18 protein-coding genes and 4 pseudogenes are annotated in these 25,825 nt (G+C 64.3%); 6 read left to right on the top strand and 16 right to left on the bottom strand.

The window, feature by feature from the left end:
* Nucleotides 1–5: 5 nt before the first annotated feature.
* From ACVWYI_RS19610 to ACVWYI_RS19575, 8 genes and pseudogenes are all read right to left on the bottom strand, one after another.
* Nucleotides 6–956, bottom strand: a complete 951-nt coding sequence (locus ACVWYI_RS19610) for an AEC family transporter (RefSeq protein WP_456662935.1) — start codon at nucleotides 954–956, stop codon at nucleotides 6–8.
* Entirely contained in the window at nucleotides 953–1,834 is an 882-nt protein-coding gene (gene mdcB, locus ACVWYI_RS19605; RefSeq protein WP_456662934.1) for a triphosphoribosyl-dephospho-CoA synthase MdcB, read from the bottom strand. Before mdcB ends, ACVWYI_RS19610 begins: the two co-directional genes overlap by 4 nt.
* The gene (mdcG, locus tag ACVWYI_RS19600; RefSeq protein ID WP_456662933.1) at nucleotides 1,831–2,511 is read right to left on the bottom strand and encodes a malonate decarboxylase holo-[acyl-carrier-protein] synthase; all 681 of its coding nucleotides are present in this window, start codon (nucleotides 2,509–2,511) and stop codon (nucleotides 1,831–1,833) included. Before mdcG ends, mdcB begins: the two co-directional genes overlap by 4 nt.
* Nucleotides 2,486–3,208: a biotin-independent malonate decarboxylase subunit gamma gene (gene mdcE / locus ACVWYI_RS19595; protein ID WP_354103445.1), complete on the bottom strand. Its 723-nt coding sequence runs from the start codon at nucleotides 3,206–3,208 to the stop codon at nucleotides 2,486–2,488. Before mdcE ends, mdcG begins: the two co-directional genes overlap by 26 nt.
* Nucleotides 3,195–4,133, bottom strand: coding sequence for a biotin-independent malonate decarboxylase subunit beta (locus ACVWYI_RS19590; RefSeq protein WP_456662932.1), 939 nt, complete (start codon nucleotides 4,131–4,133; stop codon nucleotides 3,195–3,197). Before ACVWYI_RS19590 ends, mdcE begins: the two co-directional genes overlap by 14 nt.
* Nucleotides 4,130–4,447: a malonate decarboxylase acyl carrier protein gene (gene mdcC, locus ACVWYI_RS19585; RefSeq protein WP_456662931.1), complete on the bottom strand. Its 318-nt coding sequence runs from the start codon at nucleotides 4,445–4,447 to the stop codon at nucleotides 4,130–4,132. Before mdcC ends, ACVWYI_RS19590 begins: the two co-directional genes overlap by 4 nt.
* A 9-nt stretch (nucleotides 4,448–4,456) precedes the next feature.
* A pseudogene (mdcA, locus tag ACVWYI_RS19580) lies at nucleotides 4,457–6,104 on the bottom strand (malonate decarboxylase subunit alpha).
* Nucleotides 6,105–6,259: 155 nt separating this feature from the next.
* A complete protein-coding gene (locus tag ACVWYI_RS19575) occupies nucleotides 6,260–7,045 on the bottom strand; it encodes an alpha/beta hydrolase (protein ID WP_247445609.1) in 786 nt (261 codons plus the stop codon).
* A 314-nt stretch (nucleotides 7,046–7,359) separates the two neighbouring features.
* Here ACVWYI_RS19575 and ACVWYI_RS19570 point away from each other — a divergent pair, with 314 nt between their 5' ends.
* The 5 genes from ACVWYI_RS19570 to ACVWYI_RS19550 all read left to right on the top strand — a co-directional run bounded on the left by ACVWYI_RS19570 (nucleotide 7,360) and on the right by ACVWYI_RS19550 (nucleotide 14,308).
* Nucleotides 7,360–7,701 (top strand): hypothetical protein, encoded by a 342-nt coding sequence (locus ACVWYI_RS19570; protein WP_247445608.1) that lies wholly within the window; start codon nucleotides 7,360–7,362, stop codon nucleotides 7,699–7,701.
* Between the two features lie 209 nt (nucleotides 7,702–7,910).
* Nucleotides 7,911–8,393, top strand: a complete 483-nt coding sequence (locus ACVWYI_RS19565) for a hypothetical protein (RefSeq protein WP_456662930.1) — start codon at nucleotides 7,911–7,913, stop codon at nucleotides 8,391–8,393.
* Nucleotides 8,390–9,562: an efflux RND transporter periplasmic adaptor subunit gene (locus ACVWYI_RS19560; RefSeq protein ID WP_247445606.1), complete on the top strand. Its 1,173-nt coding sequence runs from the start codon at nucleotides 8,390–8,392 to the stop codon at nucleotides 9,560–9,562. Before ACVWYI_RS19565 ends, ACVWYI_RS19560 begins: the two co-directional genes overlap by 4 nt.
* A complete protein-coding gene (locus tag ACVWYI_RS19555; protein ID WP_456662929.1) occupies nucleotides 9,559–12,702 on the top strand; it encodes an efflux RND transporter permease subunit in 3,144 nt (1,047 codons plus the stop codon). The genes ACVWYI_RS19560 and ACVWYI_RS19555 overlap by 4 nt, the downstream gene beginning before the upstream one ends.
* A gap of 109 nt (nucleotides 12,703–12,811) precedes the next feature.
* The gene (locus tag ACVWYI_RS19550) at nucleotides 12,812–14,308 is read left to right on the top strand and encodes a sensor histidine kinase (RefSeq protein WP_456662928.1); all 1,497 of its coding nucleotides are present in this window, start codon (nucleotides 12,812–12,814) and stop codon (nucleotides 14,306–14,308) included.
* A gap of 23 nt (nucleotides 14,309–14,331) precedes the next feature.
* On the opposite strand, the gene ACVWYI_RS19545 is transcribed toward ACVWYI_RS19550, so the two are convergent.
* On the bottom strand, nucleotides 14,332–16,623 hold the full coding sequence (locus ACVWYI_RS19545; RefSeq protein WP_247445603.1) for an FdhF/YdeP family oxidoreductase: 2,292 nt from the start codon (nucleotides 16,621–16,623) through the stop codon (nucleotides 14,332–14,334).
* 249 nt (nucleotides 16,624–16,872) lie between these two features.
* On the opposite strand from ACVWYI_RS19545, the gene ACVWYI_RS19540 reads away from it, so the two are divergent.
* Nucleotides 16,873–18,120: an oxalate decarboxylase family bicupin gene (locus ACVWYI_RS19540; protein ID WP_456662927.1), complete on the top strand. Its 1,248-nt coding sequence runs from the start codon at nucleotides 16,873–16,875 to the stop codon at nucleotides 18,118–18,120.
* Between the two features lie 99 nt (nucleotides 18,121–18,219).
* Here ACVWYI_RS19540 and cydB read toward each other — a convergent pair whose 3' ends face one another.
* The 7 genes and pseudogenes from cydB to fdhD all read right to left on the bottom strand — a co-directional run bounded on the left by cydB (nucleotide 18,220) and on the right by fdhD (nucleotide 25,823).
* Complete coding sequence (gene cydB, locus ACVWYI_RS19535; RefSeq protein ID WP_247445601.1) at nucleotides 18,220–19,206, bottom strand: cytochrome d ubiquinol oxidase subunit II; 987 nt, start codon at nucleotides 19,204–19,206, stop codon at nucleotides 18,220–18,222.
* Between the two features lie 2 nt (nucleotides 19,207–19,208).
* Nucleotides 19,209–20,618: a cytochrome ubiquinol oxidase subunit I gene (locus ACVWYI_RS19530; protein WP_247445600.1), complete on the bottom strand. Its 1,410-nt coding sequence runs from the start codon at nucleotides 20,616–20,618 to the stop codon at nucleotides 19,209–19,211.
* A 19-nt stretch (nucleotides 20,619–20,637) separates the two neighbouring features.
* Nucleotides 20,638–22,160: pseudogene (gene mqo, locus ACVWYI_RS19525) on the bottom strand (malate dehydrogenase (quinone)).
* A gap of 42 nt (nucleotides 22,161–22,202) precedes the next feature.
* The gene (locus tag ACVWYI_RS19520) at nucleotides 22,203–22,607 is read right to left on the bottom strand and encodes a cupin domain-containing protein (RefSeq protein WP_247445598.1); all 405 of its coding nucleotides are present in this window, start codon (nucleotides 22,605–22,607) and stop codon (nucleotides 22,203–22,205) included.
* A gap of 73 nt (nucleotides 22,608–22,680) precedes the next feature.
* Nucleotides 22,681–24,118, bottom strand: a pseudogene (fumC, locus tag ACVWYI_RS19515) (class II fumarate hydratase).
* A gap of 179 nt (nucleotides 24,119–24,297) precedes the next feature.
* Nucleotides 24,298–24,894: a YoaK family protein gene (locus ACVWYI_RS19510; RefSeq protein WP_247445596.1), complete on the bottom strand. Its 597-nt coding sequence runs from the start codon at nucleotides 24,892–24,894 to the stop codon at nucleotides 24,298–24,300.
* A 91-nt stretch (nucleotides 24,895–24,985) separates the two neighbouring features.
* A pseudogene (fdhD, locus tag ACVWYI_RS19505) lies at nucleotides 24,986–25,823 on the bottom strand (formate dehydrogenase accessory sulfurtransferase FdhD).
* Between the last annotated feature and the right edge of the window lie 2 nt (nucleotides 25,824–25,825).

Here is a 25,825-nt window from a genome sequence, read left to right as displayed (position 1 = left end):
CCGGCCTAATGAGGAAAGAGCAGCGCGATCGCGATCGCCAGGGTCACGGCGCTGAATCCGGTGCTGGCGATGACCATGGACCCTGCCCTTGCGGAATCCAGCCGGTAGTTGACTGCGAATAAGATTCCAAAAAAGCCCGAGGGGATGGCGGCGAGCAGAATAGCCGTTTTGGCAGCATCCTGCGTGATCGGAATGACGCAAATGACCGCAACCGCCAACAGCGGGCGCCCGATGTCCGAGGCCACCGTTGCAGCGGTGATCTTCCAATCCAGCCGAAACGACTGCGCCGACAGAATGGCTCCTGTGAGGAACAGGGCGACGCCGGCGGCCGAACTTCCGATCAGCGCGAGGCTCGCATGCGCAAGCGCGTCGAGACTCACATCCGACAACGAGAACAGGATGCCAAGCCCGGGCGCGAGCACCACCGGCTTGGTGATCGCACGCCGGATTGCCGTCAGGACCTGCAGCGTCGCCATTTGCTCACCGCGAGCCTTGGCGGCGCCCATTTCCGCGATGATCAGCGTTAGCGGACTGATGAGAATCGAGCCCGCCGCCAATGCAACGGCAACCGGGACAGTGCCGGCCGGCCCCACGACCGACGTCATGATCGGAAGGCCCACGCCGGCGAGATTCGGAAAGCCGATCGTCAACGCCTGTAACGATGCTTCCGACCGGGAGACCTTGGAGAATCCACGTGCGGCAAAATACCAGGCGATATAGAGCAGCAGCATCGTCACGCCGAGCACCAGGAAGAGCGGGATCTGCTCGATCATCTCGCGGCGCGACGCCGAGGCGGTCGCGGCGAACAGCGAGGCCGGCAACGCAAAATCCATCACGAGTGCGTTGAGGGCGTCGACGTGAAGATTGTCGACGATATGAAATTTTCCGGCGGCATATCCCAGCAATAGAACGAAGAAGACCGGCACCAGCGCCATCAGGATCGCGTTAGACGTCATGGAACCGGCCTTTCGTGGGCGTCGACGAATAGCGTCATAGCGAGCAGGTCGGCCGATCCACCCGGGCTGAGACGGCGGGCGACGAAGCTTTCGTGGATCGATTGCGCCCGCGCACGCCAGCCGGGCGCGCGGACGCCGCCTGAAGCGATGAAGCTCCGCGCCTCGTCATGCGCGAAGCGGAGGCCGTCGAGCCCGCCGCGATGTAGAAGATTGGTGTCTTCGACGGATGCGATCAGGGCGAAGCACGCTTCAACCCGAGCGGCTTCCACATCCTGCGGCACGACAGACGTTGCTCTGCGCAGGGACGGCAAGCCGATCCGGTACACGCTGGGAAATCCCGTCGCGGCCTCGATGCGCGCACCGCCCGCGCGAAAGCGGCGGCGGGCCACGCTGCCGTGACTGTGCAGCAGCACTGGACCATCGAGTATGCCGTCGCCCCACAGGCGCGCCACGACATCGCCAAGCGGTAGCCCGGGATCGACCAACCCGCCGGCTCTCGCACCAGCCGCCGCGCACAGCAGGCCGAGCCCGAAGATTGCGCCACGGTGCGTGTTGACCCCCGCAGTCGCCGCCAGCATGGCGCGCTCCGCTTCAAGGCCGATGATGCGAAGCCGCCCCATGCCGCAGCCATGCGCACCCGCATCGGCCAGGCGTCGCAGATAGGGTCCGATGGCCGCGGCGCTGCGACGAAACGTGGCCGCATCCATGTCGTCGTGACTGCCATTGTCGACATGGCTCACGAGCCCCGGCTTCGGCCAGGTTTCGAGCTCCTGGACGAGGCAATCGGCGGCGACAGCGCCGACCGCGGAGACATCGGGCCCGATCTGCGCCCGGCGCAGAACCGGCCGTTCCACGCCTCTTGCAGCCGTGGTGATCATGATCCCCTAGCTCTCGAAATGAATTGCTGCCTGCCGAGCAAGACCACGCGCTCGATGCTCTTGACCAGAAGCTCGCCCGCGCCGCCGTGGAATTCGCGCCAGTTGACCGCGGCGCCGTCGGCGCCCATCAGCTCGCCATCAAGCCGCACCGGCGCGCCGGTCTCGATCGCGGCGACTTCGGCAATGAAACGATCTATGTCGGTTTCACCTTGAAACTCGAACAGGACATCGAGGTCGGAACGGCCGGTGACGTAGTCGAGCCCGGTCAACGACTGCCAGGCCAGGCTGCCGAAGACGCGCGCGTCCACCGCATGGCGAAGCGCCAGCCCGTCGAGCCGGTCGAGCGTCGGCCACCAGTTGCGCGGCGCGTAAGCCCGCGCCTGCCGCAACAATGGCGGCCTCGCGACCGAGGCGACGTGGTCGATATCAACCATAAGGCAGATCCGTTTCCTGCCGGCCGAGGGCGGCAAGGGCAGGCCCAGCGCGAGGCCGCCTGCCTCGCATGGCAAAGCGCGACGCCTGATCGTCGGCCATCGCATTTTGGGCCAGCGCGCGAGAAGGGAATCGGCTGCGAGATCGTCGCGCGCGTCCAGCATCGCGCGCCATCCCGCGGGGCTGACGAAGACGAGGTCATGACGACCCGGTGGATGCTCACCGTGCTTGCAGGGCCAGGTCACGAACACGCTCCGCAATCTCGGCGGCCTTGAGCCGGCCGCCACGCTCCTTGCCGAGCGCATCCCGCCGGTCCTGCGCGGCCGGCATGTCGGCGAGCAACGCCTCCAGCTGGTCGGCGAGCGAGCCGGCATTGCTCCATGTCATGTGAACGGCGCCCATCTGCGCAAGATTGGACAGGCCCGGCGCGAACACCGGCGTCGACTTCGCCTTCTCCTGCAGCGCCTCCATCGACAGCTTGGTGACCTTCGCCATCGACGGCAGGTCCATCACCGCGGGATCGGCCCCGGGCAATCCGACCAGCACGCGCGTTGCAAGGCCTGTCGCAAGCAGGGCACCCGCGGCCGAATGACCGTACAGGAGGCCGATGGTCGGGCGACCGTTCATGTCCGCATGGATCAGCACCTTCGCCAGATGCGCGAGAAATTCATTCAGCCCGAGCAGCTCGTCGCGCTTGCTCATGCGCTGGCTGTCGCTGTCGACCAGCACCAGGATCGGACCGGAATTCCGGCCGATCGACTCCAGGACATGGCCTGACAATCTGATCGCCTCGTCGACGCCCAGCGCAGTCCGGTCTGCAACGCCAAGCACGAGCATCCGGCCACCGGATCGCAGCGTCGCCGAGCCGAGGATGACGCCCTTGTCGCGCCTCACCTCGTGGCCGTCGGGAAAGAGCGAGGCGATAATATCATCGAGCGTCACGGCTGGTCCTCCCGATCCGGTTGGCAAGGGCAATGAACTCATCGGCCGGCAGCTCGGGAACGGCTTGAGCATCCGCGATGCCTTCCACCGTCCAGATGTCGACGGCATCCGCGCAGGCACCGAAGCTGCGCAGCCGGCCGGCAAGCCGATCCTGTTCGGCCTTCAACCTGTCGAGACCGAAAGGTCCGACCAGGCCGAGCAGTTCCAGCGCGGCCTCGCGAAAATCCTGCACATTGTCGTCGGCGAATGCATCGGCGGCGCCGAGCAGACGGCGATGCTTGCCGCCCATGGTACGCCAGACCAAAGCGCGATCGCGGGAGTCGAATTCCTCAACGCCGCGATTGGTCTCGATGACTTCCGGGCCCGACACCGCGATGCGCCCCGGCTCGGAGACGGCGAGCGCGGAGCAACAGCCTGCGATCAGGCCGCCGCCGCCATAGCATCCGGACCTGCCGCCGATCAGACCGATGACCTTCACGCCGGCGCTACGCGCCTCCATCACGGCGCGCATGATCTCGGCGATGGCAAGCTCGCCGGCATTGGCTTCCTGCAGCCGGACGCCGCCGGTATCGAACAGGATCAGCACAGGAATCGAGCCGATCTGGCGCGCGGCGCGGAGCAGCCCAGTCAGCTTGGCGCCGTGCACCTCCCCGAAGGCGCCGCCCATGAAACGGCCCTCTTGCGCGGCGACGAACACGGGCGAGCCACCGAGGCGGCCGTGACCGACGACGATGCCGTCGTCGAACTGCTCGGGTAGATCGAAGATCTTTAGATGCGGGCTGACCTCGCGCTGCTCCGACCCGATGAACTCGACGAAGCTGTTGGCATCGAGCAGCAGCTCCAGCCGCGTGCGGGCCGACGCCTCGTAGAAGCTGGTGCTGCGAGCCCGTTCGGCCGGGGTGATGTCCTTGAGCGGCGCGGTCATTGGCCGTTCTCCGTGATCAATCGCACCGCCTGGGCCAGACGGAGCGAGACCGTATCGGGACGCGCGCCGCCGTCATTGATCGAGAACTTCAGCCCGCCGGGTGAATAGCGCTCGACGAAATCGTCGATCACGGCACTCCAGACCTCACCGAATCCGACCGCCGCGGTCTTGATCTCGATAGCACATTCCGCGTCCGGCAGCACACGCTCCACCAGCACCTCGAGGTTGCCCGAGGCGACCACGCCGACAATCGCGCTTCGCCTGGCGCCGTCCGCGCGGGAGCGGACCGGATGTCGAAAGCTGAGAGCTTCCATGGCGGGTCCTCACCAGTTCCTGAATTTCGACGGAGGTGCGTACAAGCCGCCTGACCAGCGCACGAGATCCTTGATCGAGCGCGCCGCCAGCAGGCTGCGATCCGCATCGAGCGGATTGATGCCGAGATCCTCCGGCCGGCGGATCACGCCGCGCTCGCGCAAGCGCGAGACCATGCCGCGGTCCCGCCGACGGCCGACATCGGTATAGCCGGCAACGCCGCGCGAATGGCCTGCTCGCGCTCCTGCGCGGTGCGGCACAGCAACAGGTTCGCGACGCCCTCTTCGGTGACGATGTGCGTGACGTCGTCGCCGTAGATCATGACCGGCGCGAGATCGAGCTTCAGCTTCTCGGCGAGCTCGATCGCATCGAGCTCCTCGACGAACAGCGGCACGTTCTTGTCGCCGAACGTCTCGCCGATCTGCACGACCAGCTTGCGGCCACGGCGCATCAGTGCCGCGCCGTCCGGATGGCCTCCGCTCCGGCCTTCAGCCAGGGCTCACTCGGATGACGCCGCCCACGGGCATCCGCCCCCATGTTCGGGGCGCCGCCGAAGCCTGCAATGCGCGAGGTGGTGACGGTCGACGAATTACCTTGCAGATCGATCTGCAGCGTGGAGCCGATGAACATGTCGCAGGCATAGAGCCCGGCGGTCTGACAGAAGGCGCGGTTGGAGCGCAACGAACCGTCGGAACCGGTGAAGTAGATGTCGGAGCGGGCGCGGATGTAATCGTCCATGCCGACCTCCGACCCGAACGAGTGGATCTGCCGCACCCAGCCGGACTCGATTGCGGGAATGAGCGCGGGATGCGGATTCAGCGCGAAGTGGGTCGCGATCCTGCCCTTCAGCCCCAGCCTCTCGCCGAATGTCGGCAGCAACAGCTCGATCGCGGCCGTGCTGAAGCCGATGCCGTGATTGAGCCGCTGCACACCATAAGGAGCATAGACTCCCTTGATCGCGAGCATCGCCGTCAGTATCTGGCCTTCCGTGATCGCAGCCGGATCGCGCGTGAACAGCGGCTCGACGAAGAACGGCTTGTCGGCCCTGACGATGAAGTGGACCCGGTCGGCTGGGATATCGACCCGCGGCACGGTCTCGACGATCTCGTTGACCTGGGCGATCACAACACCGTCCTTGAACGCCGTCGCCTCCACGACGGTGGGCGTGTCCTCGGTGTTCGGGCCGGTGTAGAGATTTCCGTCGCGGTCCGCGCTGACGGCTGCAATCAGCGCGACGTGCGGCGTGAGGTCAATGAAGTAGCGGGCGAACAGCTCGAGATAGGTGTGAACCGCGCCCAGCTCGATCTTGCCGCCGAACAGCATGCGCGCAATGCGTGCCGATTGCGGCCCGGAATAGGCATAGTCCAGCCGCTTCGCAACGCCGCGGTCGAAGAGGTCCAGATGTTCGGGGAGAACGACACCCGACTGCACCATATGCAGATTGTTGACCTTGGAGAGATCGACCGCCAGCAGCGCGCGGCTCAAGAGATCCGCCTGCTTCTGGTTGTCGCCCTCCAGGCAAACCCGGTCGCCCGACCGGATCACGGCCTCCAGCAGGCGCGTCACGTCGTGCGCTTCGACGATCTTGCCGCGGGCAAGGCCAGCTCCCGCCGCAATGCGCGCATCGCGCGCGGCTCGATTGTTCTGCCAGCTCGTCATGACCGTCATTCCCTCAGACCGGCGCCGCACAGAAGCATCAGCGCTTCTTCGATTGCGTTCGTGAATTTTGGGACAGTCGGGACGGCGGGAGGGTTGTAACTCCCGCCGTCCTTCCTTCTGCCGGTCGTCCGTGCGTCAGGACCAGCGAAGGGTGATCAGCGCGTAACCGACGGCTGGATACTGCGCGCGGCGCGGGTGATGACCGCCGCCACTTCCTTCGGACGCGACTCGTACACCGAGTGGCTGGCGCCCGGGATCACGGTGGTCTGGCTCTTGGCGCGCTCGTAGTACCAACGCTCCAGATCCGGACTGATGATCTGGTCGTTGCCGGCGACGATGCCCCAGCTCGGCTTGGTCTTCCACGCCGCCGCTTTCAGCGGCGTGCTGAAGACCTGGGTCGCGGCCGGGACCTGCGAGCGCGCGACGAACTCGGCCCGCTCGCGCGGCAGATCCGGCGCGAACAATTTCGGGAATTGCACGGGATCGAGATAGGTGAACTTGTCGGGCGTCACCTTGATGACGCCTTCGGTCTTCCCGAGCACGCTCGGCGTCTTCTTGCCCAGCGCCGATTCGTCCTCTCCGACGTCAGGCGCATGTGCGGCGACGTAGACAAGACCAACGACGTTGGGATGAACGCCGGCCTCGGTGATGATCGAACCACCGTAGCTGTGACCGACGAGAAGCGTCGGGCCATCCTGCAGATCGAGAATGCGCTTGGCCGCAGTGACGTCGTCGGCGAACGAGGTCTCGGGCTCCTGCACCATGGTGACGCGGAAGCCTTCCCTGGTCAGGATCTCGTAGACCGGCTTCCAGCCGGACCCATCCACCCAGGCGCCGTGCACCAGCACGATGTTCTTTAGCGGTTCCGCGCGCGCCGGGGCGACGGTCGAGAATAGCGAAACGGCGGCGGCAAAGGCGAGGCCAGCGTTGAGGTGTTTCATGTCGGGATCACTCCGGGTTGGGCTGACGCGAGACTAGTTTCGAAGCTTGCTTGCGTATTTCCGCAAACAACTATCCTTGCCACTTCGCACGCCCGGAAACGTGAGCTGCGACGATCGCTGTTCGACCATCCTCCGGACGCGGCCCGGCCGAGAGATGCATTTCCGAGGCTCACGTGATGCACGCTGACATTCATGACATGACCTCTCGCAAGCGTGAACGGCCGGCGTTCGTACACGAAAGACGATCGATACGCGCTCTGTCATTCACGGCAACGTTCCTGACGTCACCCGAAATCCAAGCATAGGATCGAACAATGACATCCATCGCAAAGTACAGCGCCGCCCTCTTCGCACTGCTGTGCGCAACGATGCCGGCTCGTGCCGGAACCTGCACGGATGACATCGCGCACACCCAGGCCCAGCTCGATCTGGCCATAGAAAAGGACGCGGGCTCCCACGGCTGGCAGCCGGAGAGCCTCAGCGCGCTGCGCGGCCATCAACCCACGCCCCGCTCGCTCGCGGAAGCAGCAGGTGGCAACGGCGTCGATTTCACCGACGCGCTCGACTCGCTCGATCGCGCGCGCACCGCCAATCGCGGCGGCGACATCGCCGCGTGCGGCCGGGAGATCGCGCACGCGCGGGCCATTCTGAGATAGCGAAAGCACTTTCAGGGCCGACGACGAGGCGGCCCGCCAAAATGGTCGCGCGAGAGCGAATGCGGCGCACGAAGTGCCTCGTCGTCGTGCAGCCGAGCAGCAGGACGTGCGTTCTGGAAATACCCGCGCTCGCGCGGCTTCCTATTGTTCGATCGCAGTAGCCGGAGCTTTCATCCATGCGACAACAGCATTCAACATACAACGGTGTGATGCTTGCGACCGCCATACTGTGGCTGGTCCCGGCTGCGGCCATCGCGCAAACAACGGTGCCGGGCATGCAGCCGCCTACGGGCATGCTTGCGACGTCACCCCTCAACCCGCAATCCACGCGGCCGGTGGGCATCCCGCTGGGATCGACCGAAATCGCAACCCCCGGCATTTCCCCGATCAATCCTGTGCAAAGCACGATGGGCTGCGCCGGGTCCGGCAACGCCGCATCGACCGGAGCATTGTTCGACGGCGGCGGGTTGTCGGGCACCTCATCGACCAATTGCGCCGGCAGCACCGCAGCGGTCTCATCCCTGCCCTCGACGTCGACGGTCGGCCGCGTCGGAATTCCGCTGGGCGCGACTGAAATCGGCGGCGCCGGAATCAGTCCGTCCGTGCCGGTGGCCGGCCCCACGTCCTTGAACGGCACAACATCGATCGACGGCTCCGGCAATCCCCAAAATCAAGGAGGATCATCACCGTGAAACGGAACCTCACCGTTGCGCTTGTTACTCTCGTTGCGGTCATGGTCGGCGCCGGATTCTGGTTCTTCGGCACCGACCGCACGCCGGGCGTGGCAGCCGCACCCGTGGCCGCTGCCGTGCCGGTGGTCGCCGCCACGGTCACGGGCAAGGACGTTCCGATCTATCTGCGCGGCATCGGCACGGTGATCGCCTACAACACCGACGTCGTGCGCAGCCAGATCCAGGGGCAGATCGTCAAGATCGCCTTCACGGAAGGACAGACCGTCAAGGCCGGCGATCTCCTGGCCCAGATCGACCCGCGTCCTTACGAAGCGCAGATCGAGCAGCTCACGGCCAATCGCGACAGGGACCAGGCGCAACTCACGAACGCCGAGGCCAATCTCTCCCGCTACAATCAGCTCGGGGACAAGGGCTATGCGACCCCGCAACTGATCGAGACGCAGACGGCGCAGGTGGCGCAGCTCAAGGCCGCCGTGAAGGCGGACCAGGCCCAGATCGACGAGGCGAACGTCCAGCTCAGCTATACCCGCCTGTCGTCGGCCGTTCCCGGCATCACCGGCGTTCGCCAGATCGATGTCGGCAATGTCATTCATCCGACCGATGCCAACGGCCTCGTCGTCGTCACCCAGATCGAGCCGATCTCGCTGCTGTTCACCCTGCCGCAGGCAGACCTGCCCATAATTCAGGAGCACGCCGCAAAGGGCTCCCTGAAGGTCGTCGCCTACAGCCAGGACAACAAGACGAAGCTCGATGAAGGCACGCTGCTGCTGGTCAACAACGAAATCGCAGGAACGACCGGCACCGTCCAGCTCAAGGCCGTGTTCCCGAACCATGAGCACCGGCTGTGGCCGGGCCAGCTAGTGAATGCGCGCCTGCTGCTCGACATTCAGAAGGATGCGCTCACTGTCGCCGGCTCGGCCGTGCAGCAGGGCCCGAACGGCACCTATGTCTATGTCGTGACCGACGGCCAGACGGCCGCCTTGCGTCCCGTTCACGTCGTACAGATCCGCGATGGCCAGGCCCTGATCGACCAGGGGCTGAAATCAGGTGACGTTGTCGTGATCGACGGCCAGTACCGGCTCGCGGAAGGCAGTCGCGTTCGCGAGCTGCACGGCAAGGCGGCGCGCGAAGCCGACCTGCAAAGCGCCGTGCAGGACGCAATCCCATGAACCTCTCCGCGCCCTTCATCCTGCGGCCGATCGCAACCGCTCTGCTGATGGCGGGCTTGCTGCTGTGCGGCGTTGCGGCTTATCCCCTGCTGCCGGTCGGCGCGCTGCCGAACGTCAACTACCCGACCATCCAGATCTCGGCGCAACTACCCGGCGCTGATCCCGGCACGATCGCCTCGTCGCTGGCCACGCCGCTCGAACAGCAGCTCAGCCAGATCCCCGGCGTCACCCAGCTCACCTCGTCCAGTGCGCTCGGCGTGGCCCAGCTCACGGTGCAATTCGAGCTGTCGCGCACGGTGGACAGCGCGGCGGTGGACGTGCTGGCCGCGATCAACGCCGCGAGCCCGTTCCTGCCGCCAAACATCCCCTACCCGCCGACGATCCGGAAGGTGAATCCGGCGGAGACGCCGATCATGTTGATCGCGCTGACGTCGGACTCGCTGCCGCTGACCACGGTCGATGCCTATGCGGAAAATATCCTGCTTCCGAAGATATCGCAGGTGCCAGGCGTGGGCCTGGTCGGAATCGGCGGCCAGCAGAAACCCGCGATCCGTGTTCGCGTCAATCCGCAGGCGCTTGCCGCCCGCGGCATCGGCCTCGAAGACGTCCGCAACGTAATCGCCGGCGCCAACGTCGATCTGCCCAAGGGCACGCTCAACAGCCCGCGAGTAACCTATACGCTGAACACCAACGATCAGTTGCTCAAGCCATCTGCCTATGAAGACCTCATCATCGCTTATCGCAACGGTTCGCCGGTACGGATACGCGACATCGGCACGGCGATCGAGGGGCCGGAGAACGACCTCCTGGCCGGCTGGTACGGTAAGGACCCCGCCGTCATTCTGGCGGTCCAGCGCGTTCCCGGCGCCAACGTCATCGAGACCGTCGACCGCATCAAGAAGCTGCTGCCGCAACTGCAGGCCTCCGTTCCGCCCGCGATCAAGGTGACGATCGCCGCCGACCGGACCGCCACCATCCGCGCCGCAGTCTCCGACGTTCAATTCACGCTGATGCTGACGGTCGCGCTGGTGGTGATGGTCATATTCCTCTTCCTGCGGAATTTCTGGGCCACCATCATTCCGGCAATCACGGTTCCCCTGTCGCTGGTCGGCACGTTCGCGGTCCTGTACGTGCTCGGCTATAGCCTGGACAACCTCTCGCTGATGGCGCTCTCGATCGCGGTGGGCTTCGTGGTCGACGATGCAGTCGTCGTGATCGAGAACATCGTGCGCCATCTCGAGCAGGGCATGACGCCGATGGAGGCCGCGCTCAAGGGCTCCGGCGAGATCGGCTTCACGATCGTCTCCATCACCCTGTCGCTGATCGCGGTGTTCATCCCGCTGTTTCTGATGGGCGGTTACGTCGGAAAGCTATTCCAGGAATTCGCCATCACGATCACCGCCGCGCTGCTGCTGTCACTGGTCATCTCGCTCACACTGACGCCGATGATGTGCGCGCGGCTCCTGAAGCACGGCCCGCAGAAGAAGCACGGCCGGCTCTATCTCGTCTTCGAACACAGTTTCGATGCACTGCTTTCGCTCTATGCGAGGGGCCTGCGAATCGTGCTGCGCCATCGCTTCGCGACGCTGCTCGTGATGCTCTCGACCGTTGCGTTGACCGGCTATCTGTACGTGATCATTCCAAAAGGCTTCTTCCCGCAACAGGACACCGGCCAGATCGTCGGCATCACCGAGGCCGCACAGGACATATCCTTCCCCGCCATGTCGGAGCGCCAGCAGGCGATCGTCGACATCCTCTCAAAGGATCCGGCGGTCCAGTCGGTGGCGAGTTATATCGGCCCGGGCGGCCCGACCGCAACGCTCAACCAGGGACGCATCTTCATCGTCCTGAAGCCGAAGCCCGAGCGCAAGGCCAGCGCCGATCGGGTGATCGAGCGGCTGGGGCCCCAGCTCGCCCACATCCAGGGCATAAGGCTTTACATGCAGGCCGCCCAGGACATCACCATCGGCGCACGGCTGTCGAAGACGCAGTATCAGTACACGCTGACAGATGCCGATTCGAACGAGCTCACCAACTGGTCGGCGACCTTCCTGGCAAAACTCCGCGCGCTCGACCTCATCACCGACGTCGCGAGCGACCAGGCCAATGCCGGCCCGAGGCTGGAGGTCACCGTCAATCGCGAGGTCGCATCGAGCTTCGGTATCCTGCCCACGACGATCGACAATGCCCTCGACGACGCGTTCGGCCAGCGCATCGTCTCCACGATGTTTACCTCGCTGAACCAGTACCATGTCGTGATGGAAGTCGATCCGCGTTTCCAGTATGGCCCCGAGGCACTAAAGGACATCTACCTGAACTCGGCCACCGGCCAGCAGGTCCCCCTGAGCACGCTGGTTCACAGCGTCATCAAGCCCGCGCCGATCCTGATCAATCATCAGAGCCTGTTTCCCTCGGTGACGATCTCGTTCAACCTGAAGCCCGGCATCGCACTGGGCGATGCGGTGACGGCGATCCAGAATATCGAGAGGAGCACCGGCAAGCCCGCCTCGCTCTCGACCTCGTTCCAGGGCAACGCGCAGGCGTTCCAATCCTCCCTGTCGGGCACGCCGTTGCTGATCGGGGCCGCCCTAATCGTGATCTACATCATCCTCGGCGTACTCTATGAAAGCCTGATCCACCCGATCACGATCCTGTCGACGCTGCCCTCGGCCGGCATCGGCGCACTCCTGCTGCTGCTGGCAGTCCACATGGATCTCAGCGTCATCGCCATCATCGGCATCATCCTGCTGATCGGCATCGTCAAGAAGAACGGCATCATGCTGGTCGATTTCGCCCTCGAGGTGGAGCGCCAGCACGGATTCAGCCCCGAAGAGGCGATCTACCAGGCCTGCACGCTGCGCTTCCGCCCGATCCTGATGACGACGATGGCCGCGCTGCTGGGCGGCGTGCCGCTGATGATCGGCTCCGGCACCGGCGCGGAGCTGCGCCAGCCGCTCGGCTACACGATCGTCGGTGGCCTGATGCTGTCGCAGGTCCTGACGCTCTACACGACGCCCGTCGTCTATCTCTATCTCGACCGGCTCGGCAACCGGCTGACCGGGCGGAAGCCACGGGCGACCGAGACATCCGCTCCATCCACGAGCGAAGCAGATACGGGATTGCGCCGTGAATCCGCTTGAGCAGGTCACCGCCGGCATGATGCCGGCTCGATTTCGGATTCGTGCGTTTTGACAAAGCGTCGACGAAAACGCAGAAGACCGCTCTTCGGCGGGGCGGTAAACCGTTTGCATGACGCTCGAACGCCTGGATGGCTCTAACCCCGTACAGCCCCAGCGATGGTGGCGCCGTGTGCTGCCGATCCAGACAATACAGGATCGCATTCTCCTGTGGGCTTGGGGCAGCCTTGTTTTGACCCTGCTGTCCTTCGCCTGCTCACTGCTCGGAGACAATTTCACGGCGATCGCTTTCGCCGCTTTTCTGGCCGCTTCGCTGACGCTCGTCGGCGCGATCATGGACATCACGGCCCTGAGGAAGGCCCATGTCGAGCTGGAGCGGAGCGAGCAGCGCTACCGCCATTTGTTCAGCCGCATGCCGATCGCATTCCGGCAGCTCGATGCCAGCAGGCTGGTCGTGCTGTTCCGGAGATTGCGCGCCGAAGGCGTCAAGGATCTCGGCGCCTATTTCGACAGCCATCCCGAATTCCTCCGAACTTGCATGGACGCGCTCTCGTTTCAGGAGGCCAACGAACGGGCCATCCACATGTTCGGCGGCGGCGCCGGCGACTATGTCGGACGTTCCATGGCCGAGACCTGGAGGGATCGTCCCGATACATTCCGGCGCGCCATGGAATCCCGTTACCGCGGTGAGACGAATTTCGAGGAAGAGACCAGGATGGTCACGTGGGACGGCCGCGTCGTCGACGTTCTCTTCACAACGGCCCGGGTCGGCCCCATCAACGATCTCGAAGTCAGTCTGGTCGGCACCATCGACATCTCACAGCGTGTTCGCGCCCAGCAGAAACTCCAGCAAGTACAGGCTGAGTTCGCGCATGCCGCGCGAGTCTCGATGCTAGGTGAACTCACCGCGTCGATCGCCCACGAAGTCAACCAGCCCCTGGCCGCGATCGCCACCAACGGCGCAGCCGGGCTGCGATGGCTGAACAGGCCCACGCCCGATATCGTCGAGATCCGCAAGACAATCGAGAACATCGTTGTGGATACCCAGCGCGCCGCGAACATCGTGGCGCGCGTTCACGGGATGGCTTCGCGGAAAGCGCCCGAGCAGGCATTGCTATCGTTCGACGAGATCATTCGGGAAGTGCTTCTGTTCCTTCGACACGAGATGGAATCCCGCGGCGTGACGATCCTGCACCGGCCTGATCCGGGCACGCCGCAGGTGCTCGGTGACCGTACCCAACTCCAGCAGGTCATCGTCAATCTGGCCATCAACGCGGTGCAGGCGATGACGCAAGCGGGATATGACGATCGCAGGATCATCATCAGCACGGTCATACAGGACGCGGCCACGCTGTACTGCTCCCTGGAAGACAACGGTCCCGGCATCGCCGCCGAACATGTCGACCGGCTGTTTGAGAGCTTTTTCACGACCAAGGAGAGCGGAATGGGCATGGGATTGCCAATCTGCCGGTCGATCGTCGAAGCGCATGGCGGCCGGATCGGTGCCGAAGGCCATGGCGCGAATGGTGGCGCCCGCTTCTGGTTCACGCTGCCGATATCCGCTTCGCCTGCGGACTCGCCCCGCTGCGACCGCCGGGCCGATACGTGATCGCGACGTTTCCAGCCCGGCCGCTATTCCCCGGACACGGCCGAACGCACGAGGCGGATCGGGACGCCCTTATATGACGGCGTGAAGCTGAGAGGATCGCGGGCATAGAGCGGGACCAACGGATTGGTCTCCGGATAGTACGCGGCGCAGCAGCCGGTCGGGAAGGAATAGGCTACGACGCGGAAATTGCGGACGATCCGCTCGGCGCCATCTGTCGAAGCGGTTACCAGGTCAACGCGGTCGCCGTCGGCAAGCCCGCGCTTCCTCAGCTCGTACTCGTTGAGGAAGATCACGTCGCGCTGGCCGAACACGCCACGATAGCGGTCGGACATCGAGTAAAGCGTGGTGTTATACTGGTCGTGACTGCGTACGGTGGTGAGCCAGAGGAAATCGGGATCGCTCTGCGGCGGGTCCTCGCCGCACCCCGGAAAGACCAGGAAATTCGCCTTGCCCGACGGCGTCGCCCAAATGCGCTCGCGTGCAGTCGAGGTGAGATGGAAACCGCCGGGGACGCGGATGCGGGCATTGTAGCCCTGGAAGATCGGAAACACAGCCTCGATCGCATCACGGATGCGGTCATAATCGGCAACGAAGCCGTCCCAGTCCACCACCGTGCGCTCGCCCAGCGTCGCCTTGGCGACGCCGGCGACGATCGCGACTTCGCTGAGCAGATGCTCCGACGCCGGCTTGTTGCGACCACCGGACGCGTGCACCATCGACATCGAATCCTCCACCGTGACCGACTGCGGCCCCGATTCCTGCACATCGATCTCGGTGCGCCCAAGGCACGGAAGGATCAGGGCGGCGCGGCCGTGGATCAGGTGACTGCGGTTGAGCTTGGTCGAGACGTGGACGGTCAGATCGAGGTTGCCAAGCGCCGCCTGGGTCGCCTGCCAGTCCGGAATAGCCGCGGCGAAATTACCGCCCATCGCGAAGAAGGCCCTCACCTCGCCGCGGATCATGGCCTCCAGCGCGGCCACCACGTTGTGACCCGGCGCGACCGGAGGCTTGAAGCCGAAGCGTTGCTCCAGGCGCTCGAGGAAATCTGCCTTGGGAACCTCCGTGATTCCCACGGTCCGATCGCCCTGCACGTTGGAATGACCGCGAACCGGGCAGACACCGGCGCCCTCGCGCCCGACATTGCCACGCAACAGTGCGAGATTCGCGATCTGCTGGACGTTGTTCGCTCCGCGCCAGTGCTGCGTGATGCCCATCCCGTATACGAGGATGGCGCGCTCGGCCCCCATATAGGCGCCGGCCGCATATTCCATGTCTTCGCGGGTCAGACCGGACTGACGTTCGATGTCGGGCCATTGCGTGCGCTTGAGATCGTCGGTCAGCGCCTCCACGCCAACAGTGTGACCGCGAATGAAATCCCAGTCCAGGATCTCGGGCTGCTCGGCCGCACGAGCGGCCTCGTCGGCTTCCACCAGAATCTTCATGATTCCCTTGAGCACGGCGACGTCGCCGCCGACCCGCACCTGGAGCAGTTTTGAGCTGATCGTCGTCGACGACAGCGTGATCATCTCGACCGGGCTCTGCGGTGCCTGGAAACGTTCCAGCGCCCGCTCACGGAACGGGTTGAACGAGACTATGGAGGCGCCGCGGCGTCCCGCATTGCGCAGGCTGGTCATCATCCGCGGGCTGTTGGTGCCCGGATTCTGGCCGAAGATGAAGATGCAGTCAGCCTTGTCGAAATCCTCCAGCAGCACGGTGCCTTTGCCGACGCCGAGCGAGTACGGCAGGCCGACGCTGGTCGCCTCGTGGCACATGTTCGAGCAGTCGGGGAAGTTGTTGGTACCGTATTCGCGCACGAAAAGCTGATAGAGGAAGGCGGCTTCGTTCGAGGTCCGCCCGGACGTGTAGAACTCCGCCATGTTCGGATCCGGCAAGGCCCGAAGCTCGCGACCGATCATGTCGAATGCATCGCTCCACTCCACCGGGAGATAACGGTCGGATGCGGCGTCGTAAGCCACCGGATGGGTGAGCCGCCCGACCATTTCGAGATCGTAATCGTTCCAGCTCGCGAGCTCCGTGACGGTATGCTCGGCGAAGAATTCCGGCGTGCAGCGCTTCGATGTCGTCTCCCAGGCGATCGCCTTGCCGCCGTTCTCACAAAATTCGAAAGACGAGGTGTGCTTCGGATCGGGCCAGGCACAGCCGGGGCAATCAAAGCCCTCCGGCTGATTCATCCGGCTCAGCGTCGCTGCGCCCTTCAGCGGCGCCCGCTGCACCAGAAGCGCCTCGCTGAGCGCCTTGAGTGCGCCCCAGCCGCCGGCAGGTTCACGATAGGGCCGAACCGATTTCGTGGTCATCTCGATATCTCTCGATATGGCAATTCTCCGGTTCAGTTAATGGATCGCGCGGGCAGAGCCGTCTTTTCAAAACGAAGCCGAATTTCGCAATTGCACACGTTCGGTCCCGGGCGGCCGGCCGCAGCAGCCATGCATTCCGGCAAAAAGAGCACCGTTCGCGGAAGCAGAAACGGCAACCGGAAACTAGATTTGTCGGCCAGAGCCCCGTCGCTACGGAGGGCTTTCGACATTTTTCAGGAGCGACCCAACATGTTCTCACGACGTGATTTGCTGGCCATGTCCGCGGCAGGCGCCGCCATGGTCGGTTCCAGCGCGCAGGCCGCAACCTTCGGCAATCCGGACGAGCCGCCGCAAGGGGCCGTGAATGCCAAAAGCCCGGGAAGCCTGACCGATCCCGGTCCGCAAAATCCTGAATTGGCCAAGCAATTCCCCTCCGCGCAAACCCCGCCGCCGACCGATGTTGGCGGCCTGCCGATGGATTGGGCCTCGTTCAACAATGCGCCGAGGCGCATCCAGAATGGCGGCTGGGCACGGCAGGTCACCGTCGAGGATTTCGCCATCTCGAAGGAGATCTCCGGCGTCAACATGCGGCTGTCCGCCGGCGGCATCCGCGAGCTGCATTGGCATCAGGCGGCCGAATGGGCGATCATGACCTACGGCAGCTGCCGCATCACCGTGCTCGACACGCAAGGACGCCCCTATGTCGGCGACCTCAAAGCCGGCGACCTCTGGTATTTCCCACCGGGCGCGCCGCATTCGCTGCAGGGCCTGGGGCCCGACGGCTGCGAATTCGTAATCTGTTTCGACGACGGCCACGCCAATGAGTTCAACACGCTGCTCGTGACGGACTGGCTCGCCCATACGCCGCCCGAAGTGTTGGCGAAGAATTTCGGCGTCCCGGCTGACGCGTTCGCGAAGATCCCGCTGCACAATCGCTGGATCTTCCAGGGCACGGTGCCCGGCGATCTCGCCGCCGATCGTGCCGCAATCGCCAAGCATGCCGAAGCACCGCCCTATCCGTTCATCCATTCGCTTGGCAGTTCGGCGCCGGTAAAGGAGAGTCCCGCCGGCAGCATCCGCGTCGCCGACAGCAGCAACTTCAAGGTGGCCACCACCGTCGCCGCGGCGTTGGTGACGATGCCACCGGGAGCAGTCCGGGAGATGCACTGGCATCCGAACGCCGACGAGTGGCAGTACTATATCAAGGGCAAGGCGCGGATGACGGTGTTCAACACCGGCCCCAACGCGCTGACGACGGATTTCTCGGCCGGCGACATCGGCTATGTCCGGCGCAATCTCGGCCATTATGTCGAGAATGTCGGCGACACCGAATTGCAGTTCGTCGGCGTGTTCCGTGCGCCCCGCTACGAGGAGGTGTCCCTTTCCAACTGGCTGACGCACACGCCCGCCAGGCTGGTCGCCCAGCATTTCAACATCGACGAGAAGCTGGTCGCCCAATGGCCGGACAACAGCCCCGGCGTCATGCCCAAATCCTGAACCAGACCTCTGACAAAGGGGCCTGAACGAGAAAGGCGCCAAAGCCGGCGCCTTTCTTTTCGTCCATGGCGGCCCGCTGCAACTTCGAGCGTGCAGCCGTCAGTAGTGATCGACCGCAGGCGCCGCCTTGCCGCGGAAGACGCGATATCCGACGGCGACATAGAGCAGCATCAGCGGAAATACGAACAGGCCGGCGCCCCAGAACATGAAGGCGAGACTTGCATGAGGCGCCGCGGCCTCGTCAATCGTGACAACGAACGGAATCATGTAGGGCCAGAACGACAGAGCGAGCGTGGCGAAAGCCGCCACGTAGATCAGCGCGACCATATGGAACGGCCAATAATCGTCATGGACGAGGATGCTCTTGGCCAGCATCGCGGCCGCGCCGGCGCCGATCGCGGGAAACACGAGCAGATAGGGCCGGTCGGTCCAGCGCTGCAGAATCGGAAGATGTTCGGCAAGCGCATAAGCAAAGACAACGACCAGGAACACCAGGACGCCGATCGCCAGCGGCGGGATCTGGCGCCGTGCGGCATCCCGAACGGGGCCATCGCTCTTTCTCACCAGCCAGCAGGCGCCGAGCAGCGAATAGCCGAAGCAGAGCCCGATCCCGCACAGGGCGGAAAAGGCGGTCAGCCAGCCGAACGTTCCGCCGGTATAATCGCCGTTGGAGAACTGAAGTCCTTCGACGAGAGCACCGACCATCGCGCCCTGCATGAAGCTGGCCGCAAACGAGCCCGCGACGAAGCTGACGTCCCAGACCCAGCGCGACCGGAGCGCCTTGCCGCGAAACTCGAAGGCCACGCCGCGCAGGATCAATCCGAGCAGCATTACGACGACAGGGATATAGAAGGCCGACATCACCATGGCGTAGACCACGGGGAACGAGCCCCACATGATCACGCCCGTGACGATCAGCCAGGTTTCGTTGCCGTCCCAGACCGGAGCGACCGTGCTCAGCGTGGCATCCCGCTTCGCCTCGCTGCCGGCTACGCCGAACAGCATGCCGACGCCGAGATCGAACCCGTCGAGGAGGAGATAGATCAGAATGCTGATGGCAAGAAGGGCAACCCAGTACATCACCATGGCTATTCTCTCGCCTCGAGATAGCTGCGCGCGGCCGGCACCTGATCGGCGAGCGACATCGGCCGATTGGGCACGGGAACGTGGAGTGGCTTGCCGCCGAGTCCCGCCGGGCCGGCACGCAGCAGCCGATAGATGTAATACGTCCCGAACGAGAAGATGAAGGCGTAGACCGCGACGAACAGGATCAGGGAAGCCATCGCAGCCGACGCGGTCAGGAACGGCGTCACGGCGTCCGCAGTGCGCAATACGCCGTAGATAGTCCACGGCTGGCGCCCCACTTCCGCGGTGTACCAGCCAGTGAGGATCGCGATCCACGGCAGTGGGAAGCTGAGGAAGATGCCCCACAGCAGCAGGCGGCTCCGATCGAGCCGATGCTTGAGGCCGAGCCAGGTCCCGAGCCAGGCCAGCCCCAGCATCACGAAACCGCAGCCGACCATGATGCGGAAAGCGAAGAACGGGATCGCCACCGGCGGTCGGTCCTGCGGCGCGAAGCTGGTCAGGCCGACCTCCTTCGACGTCAGGCTCATGCTGCCGATGATGCTCCCGAGCACCGGAATCGAGATCGCGTATTTGTTCGATTCAGTGCTCGAATCGGGAATTGCGATCAGCACCTCCGAGGCCGGCTGCTCGTCATGCCAGCGTGCCTCGATCGCGGCGAACTTGGCCGGCTGGTAGTCGTGGACATAGTCGCCGACGAGATGCCCGATGAAGAGCTGGGCCGGCAGCAGCACCGCCGCGAGCGCAAGGCCCATCCGCAGCATCACATGCGCCTCGGCGCGATAGGTCCGCTGCAGCAGATACCACGCGCCGGTCGCCGCCACGCAGAACGCGCCGGTCAGGTAGGACGCGAGCAGCATGTGCGGAAATCGGACCCAGACCACGCGATTGAAGATGATCTGCGCCCAGTCATCAGGCACGAACTGGCTGTTCTGCAGGACGTAGCCGGTCGGCACCTGCATCCAGCTGTTGTTGACCATGATCCAGAAAGCCGACAGCGCGGTTCCGAGCGCGACCATCGCGGTCGAGAACAGGTAGAACCACGGCGGCACTCGGGGACGACCGAAGATGAGGATGCCAAAGAAGCCCGCCTCCAGCATGAAGGCGGTGAATGTTTCATAGGACAGAAGCGGGCCCTGGATCGGACCCGACATCTTCGAGAGCACGCTCCAGTTCGTCCCGAACTGAAACGCCATCACCACGCCCGATACGACGCCCATGCCGAATGCCACGCCGAAGATCTTCAGCCAGAACTCGAACAGGGTCCGGTAGACGGGCTTGCCACTGGACTGGTGCATCGCTTCCAGCACGGTGAGCCAGGCGGCAAGCCCGATCGTGAATGCCGGAAAGATGATGTGGAACGAGATGGTGAAGGCGAATTGCAGCCGCGACAGGAGGAGTGCCGTCGGATCCATCGGATAGTCTCCCGTTCGCTCACGCCCGATTCGCGGCCATTGGCGCGCGTGCCGCCGGCTGCGGAATGTTGTCGACCTTGAGGACCTCCGCCGTCGCCGCGCGAATCTGGCGGCAGAAATCCGCGTCGTCGATCAGCGACACGCCATAGGACGGGACGATCTGCTTGAGCTTCGGCAGCCAGGCGCTCGCCGTCAGCTCGCCGGCAAAGCACTTCTCCAGCACGCTGATCGCGATGAAGGCGGCGGTGGAGGCACCCGGCGAGGCGCCGAGAAGGGCAACCAGAGAATGATCGTTCGCTCCGACGAGCTCGGTCCCGAACTCGAGCAGACCGCCGCGCTTGACATCGGGCTTGATGATCTGGACGCGCTGGCCCGCGACCTGCAGCCTCCAGTCCTTCGGGTCGGCCTTCGGGAAATATTCGTCGAGCGCCGCGAGCCGGTGTCCCTCGGATTGCAGCACCTGCCCGACGAGATATTCGGTGAGATCGAAATTGTCCCGCGCCACCGAAAGCAGCGGCTTGACGTTGGCGGGACGAATGGACTTGAAGAGATCCAGCAACGAGCCGTGCTTGAGGAACTTGCTCGAGAAGCCCGCATAGGGGCCGAACAGCAACGAGTGCTTGCCGCCGATCACGCGCGTGTCGAGGTGCGGCACCGACCCGCGGCCTTGCCGTAGACCTTGGCATGATGTCGCTTGTTGATCTCCTGATCATCGCAGCGCAGCCAGATCCCACTGACCGGAAAACCGCCATAGCCGCGTCCTTCCGGGATACCAGATTTCTCCAGCAGCGGCAGCGCACCGCCGCCGGCACCGATGAAGACGAATTTCGCGCGAACCGAACGCGTCTCGCCGCTCGCGGTGTCCCGTACCTCGATCCGCCACCGGCCGCCCTGCTCCCGGTCAAGACCGGTGACACAGCTGTTGTAGTGGACCGCGCAGCCCGGCTGACTGACAAGATGCCCGATCAGCAGATGCGTAAGCGCGCCGTAATCGACGTCGGTACCGGTGGTGATCCGCGTTGCGGCAACCGGTTCGTCGCCACTCCTTCCGTCCATCACCAGCGGCGTCCATTCGGCGATCTGACTGGGATCCTCGGTATGCTCCATGCCCTCATAGCAATGATGGGCCGACATCGCCTTGAACCGCTTTCGGAGAAACGCGACGTTCTCCGGGCCGTGCACAAAACTCATGTGTGGCACCGGATGAATGAAGGACTTGGGATCCACGATCGCTCCCCGCCCGATCAGGTAGGACCAGAACTGTCGGGACAGATCGAAGTCGACGTTGACCTGGAGCGCCTTGGAGATGTCGACGCTGCCGTCGGGCCGCTGCGGCGTGTAGTTCATCTCGCAGTTTGCCGCATGGCCGGTACCGGCATTGTTCCAGGAGTCGGAGCTTTCCCGCGCGCAATCCCCGAGGATCTCGAACGTCTGGATCGACAGCGAGGGTTCGAGCTCCTTGAGAAAGACACCGAGGGTCGCGCTCATGATGCCGGCGCCAATGAGGACGACGTCGGTTTCGCGGTCGGAAGCTGTCGACATGGCTTTTTCCTTCGTTGGCTATTGCTGTTCCAGATGGTTCGATCAGGCCCGCGCCGATTGCCGCGCTTTGGCGCGGAACGGCACGTCCGCTCCCGGCCGCAGGATCACGTAGGCACGGCGCCAGGACGAATCGTCGGTCAATTTCCAGCTGTGCCCGGAGCCTGCGGTATCTTCGGCCAGCAGGACGTTGCCGGGGTGGATCAGGAAGTGGTGGCCGTCACGCGTCTGGAAATCGAGTGTACCGCTCAGCGTGATCACGAGCTGCCGGATCGGCGCAGTGTGCCAGGCGAAGGCCCCGCCTGATTCCGTCTCCTGGAAGGAGATGCTGACGGCATCGATCTTGCCGGTCAGGAAGTCGCCACGCTGGCCCGGCTCCAGCTCGAGAAAGCCGTCCTCGAAATGCGAGTTGTTATCCTTGCCGGTCCATAGACGCACACAGCGGATCATTGTGTCTCTCCTTGCATTGTTGCTGCTTTGCCCGAGCGAGATTGTGCGCGCCGGATCATGGCTCTTGCTCCCTTCAAACGGCTTTCGCGCCGATCGCCAGCGGCACCTTGATCTCGGCAACGTAGGGCTTGACCATCTTGGCGGGATCCACGATGCGGTCGAACTCCGGCTCGGTCACGAAGCCGAGCTTCAGCGCCGCCGACTTCAGCGTGAGATCGTTGTCCATCGCGTAATGCGCGATCCGCGACGCCTTGTCGTAGCCGATCACCGGAGCCAGTGCCGTCACGAGCATCAGCGACCTCTCGACATACTCCTGGATCTTCTTGCGGTTCGGCTCGGTACCTTCGACGAGGAAGGTGCGGAAATTCGTGCAGCCGTCGGTGAGAATGGTGACGGACTGCGCGATGTTGTGGATGATCAGCGGCTTGTAGACGTTCATCTGCAAAAAACCTCCGGCGCCGCCGAACCCGACGGCGACGTCGTTCGCCATCACCTGCACGGCGATCATGGTCAGCGCCTCAGCCTGCGTCGGATTGACCTTGCCCGGCATGATCGACGAGCCGGGCTCGTTCTCGGGTATCCTCAGTTCGGCAAAGCCCGCGCGCGGACCGCAGGACAACAGGCGGATGTCGTTTGCGATCTTGTAGAGCGAGCCGGCGAGCGTGCGCAGCGTGCCGGAAAGCTGCACCAGCGCGTCGTGCGCGCCCTGCACTGCGAACTTGTTCGGCGCGCTGACGAAGGGCAGGCCCGTCAAGCGCGCGATCTCGGCGGCGACGGCCTCTGCAAAGCCCGGCGCGGCGTTGATCCCGGTGCCAACGGCCGTGCCACCCAGCGCGAGACGGTAGACACCCTTGAGCGTGTCGTCGATACGCGCCAGATTGTCAGCGAGCATGACGGCGTAGCCGGACCACTCCTGACCGAGCGTCAGCGGAGTGGCGTCCTGCATGTGGGTTCGGCCGATCTTGACAATGTCGTCCCACTGGCTCGACTTTGCCGCGATCGCGTCATGCAGAGCCTCGACTGAGGGAACGAGGCGCTCCGTCACGTTCAGCGCGGCCCGCGATGTACATGGCCGAAGGAAAGCTGTCGTTCGACGATTGCGACATGTTGACGTGGTCGTTCGGATGAACCGGCAGCTTGCTGCCGAGCGCGGTGCCCGCGAGCTGGCAGCATCGATTCGAGATCACCTCGTTCACGTTCATGTTGAACTGCGTTCCGCTGCCCGTCATCCAGACGTGAAGGGGAAACATGTCGTGATGCTGGCCCGCGAGAATCTCGTCGCAGACGTGGACGATCAGCTTGTGGATCTTGCCGTCGAGACGACCGCCGGCATAATTCGCGTTCGCCGCCGCCTTCTTCAGGATCGCGTAGGACTGGATCATTTCGCGCGGCATCAGGTCCCGGCCGATGCTGAAATGCTCCAGCGAGCGCTGCGTCTGCGCACCCCAGAGCTTGTTCGCGGGAACGTTCACTTCACCCAGGCTGTCTGTCTCTTTGCGGAGGTCGTTCATCCTTGCCTCTCGTGGCAGTTGATGTCGGAAAGTACCTTGGCGGTACTGATCGAAAGTGTACGAACGGCACGGTGAGCACGCTTCCGCGAACGAACGTGCTTTTGCCGAATGGCATGGTGGGCGCCTCGGCCTGCAGCAAGCGAGCCCTGCGAATGAAGGCTAGAAATGTTGGCAAGGCTTCAGTGCGGATGGCTTGGATACCGGCACAGCCAGAGAACCCATGCCGACGACGCGATCGGCAGAGCGAGGCTCCATGTTCCCAGCCATTTCGTTATGCAACCACCGACGGCGGCCCCGAGCAGGAACATCAGGCAGAGCGCAAGCATGGTTCCGGCGCCGCGCTCCGCATCGCGATCGGACGCCGCAACGAATTGATCGATGGCGCGGAGCATGTTCCCAGTAACGGTCACCGAGAGATACTTCCAGCGGCCGACCTCTCTAAAACTCGCCGATTGCAGCGCGACGCCAAAGGAGATGATAAGGATCACGATCTCATCAGGAAGGCGATGAAGCATCAGCATCGCCGCCGCCAGGCAGACGATCTCTCCGACGAGGCAGCGTCGCGCCGCCCGGCTGCGGGCCGCCACCAGCGCTCCCAGGATGAAGGCAGCCAGCGGAAGGAGATGATGGAGCGCGCGCTGCCATTGTCCGGACTGGGCAAAGACTCCGAGGAAGACGACATTGCCGGTCTGCGAATTCGCGAAGACGCCGAGCGAGAGCCACGTAAAAGCGTCGAGGAAGCCTCCCGACATGCAGAGCAGAGAGGCAACCAGCAACGATCGTTCCGGAGCGTGAATCTCGACGCGTGTCCCGGCCAAAGGCTCCGTTGTTACGGCTTGCATCACCATGTTCGCCGGTCGGCGGATATCAGCGGCCGGCGCGCGGCACGGCCTCGTCAGGCAGCAGAACGCGGCGCGGATGCGTGAAGACGCCGTATCCGTCATCACGGGCGACGGCGAGAAGCGTGATCCCCGCCTCGTTCGCGGTCTGGATGGCGAGCGCGGTCGGCGCGGAAACGGCGACAACGACTGGCACGCCCATCATCGCGGCCTTCTGCACCATTTCCACTGAAACGCGGCTCGTCAGCAGCACGGCGCCGTCGCGGGTCGAGTTGCCGTCGCGGACCATTGCACCGGCGAGCTTGTCGAGCGCGTTGTGCCGGCCGACATCCTCCCTGACCAAGGTAATGCCGGTGCCCGGATGCCAGAAGGCTGCTGCGTGAACGGACCTCGTCTGTTGATTCAACGTCTGGAGAGGAGACAGCGCCTGCATGGCATTCAGCAGGTCCCGCGCGTGAAAGGCAATGCCCGGACCCCCGACCCGCGACGGAGTGCGACGCGCCTGTTCGAGGCTTTCGATGCCGCATAACCCGCACCCGACCGGCCCGCTGATGGCGCGCCGGCGAGCGGCCAGGGCCGCCGCGCGGTCGCCATCGAGCCACATCCGCACTTCCATGCCGAGCTCGTTCGAGATCAGCTCGATGCTCCTGATCTGGCTCGCACGATCGACGATGGCCTCGGTGAGGCTGAAGCCGACACCAAAGTCCCTCCAGATCGGCCGGCGTCCCCATCATCACGGCATGGGTCGATCCGTTATAGGTGAGCGCGATGGCGCTCTCCTCGGCCACCAATCGCGACGTCGATGTCGTGCGGCCGCCGCGCCAGGCGATCTCCCGGTGCCGCGTGAATGTCGAACCTGTCATCATGG

Source organism: Bradyrhizobium sp. LB13.1 (genome assembly GCF_054056815.1).
The sequence above is the reverse complement of the archived record's forward strand: the minus strand, read 5'-3'. Positions and strand labels throughout refer to the sequence as shown.

Coding starts and splice junctions, on each gene's coding strand:
- ACVWYI_RS19610 (WP_456662935.1), bottom strand. CDS start 956: ATGACGTCTAACGCGATCCTGATGGCGCTGGTGCCGGTCTTCTTCGTT.
- mdcB (WP_456662934.1), bottom strand. CDS start 1,834: ATGATCACCACGGCTGCAAGAGGCGTGGAACGGCCGGTTCTGCGCCGG.
- ACVWYI_RS19590 (WP_456662932.1), bottom strand. CDS start 4,133: ATGACCGCGCCGCTCAAGGACATCACCCCGGCCGAACGGGCTCGCAGC.
- mdcC (WP_456662931.1), bottom strand. CDS start 4,447: ATGGAAGCTCTCAGCTTTCGACATCCGGTCCGCTCCCGCGCGGACGGC.
- ACVWYI_RS19575 (WP_247445609.1), bottom strand. CDS start 7,045: ATGAAACACCTCAACGCTGGCCTCGCCTTTGCCGCCGCCGTTTCGCTA.
- ACVWYI_RS19570 (WP_247445608.1), top strand. CDS start 7,360: ATGACATCCATCGCAAAGTACAGCGCCGCCCTCTTCGCACTGCTGTGC.
- ACVWYI_RS19565 (WP_456662930.1), top strand. CDS start 7,911: ATGCTTGCGACCGCCATACTGTGGCTGGTCCCGGCTGCGGCCATCGCG.
- ACVWYI_RS19555 (WP_456662929.1), top strand. CDS start 9,559: ATGAACCTCTCCGCGCCCTTCATCCTGCGGCCGATCGCAACCGCTCTG.
- ACVWYI_RS19550 (WP_456662928.1), top strand. CDS start 12,812: ATGACGCTCGAACGCCTGGATGGCTCTAACCCCGTACAGCCCCAGCGA.
- ACVWYI_RS19545 (WP_247445603.1), bottom strand. CDS start 16,623: ATGACCACGAAATCGGTTCGGCCCTATCGTGAACCTGCCGGCGGCTGG.
- ACVWYI_RS19540 (WP_456662927.1), top strand. CDS start 16,873: ATGTTCTCACGACGTGATTTGCTGGCCATGTCCGCGGCAGGCGCCGCC.
- cydB (WP_247445601.1), bottom strand. CDS start 19,206: ATGGTGATGTACTGGGTTGCCCTTCTTGCCATCAGCATTCTGATCTAT.
- ACVWYI_RS19530 (WP_247445600.1), bottom strand. CDS start 20,618: ATGGATCCGACGGCACTCCTCCTGTCGCGGCTGCAATTCGCCTTCACC.
- ACVWYI_RS19520 (WP_247445598.1), bottom strand. CDS start 22,607: ATGATCCGCTGTGTGCGTCTATGGACCGGCAAGGATAACAACTCGCAT.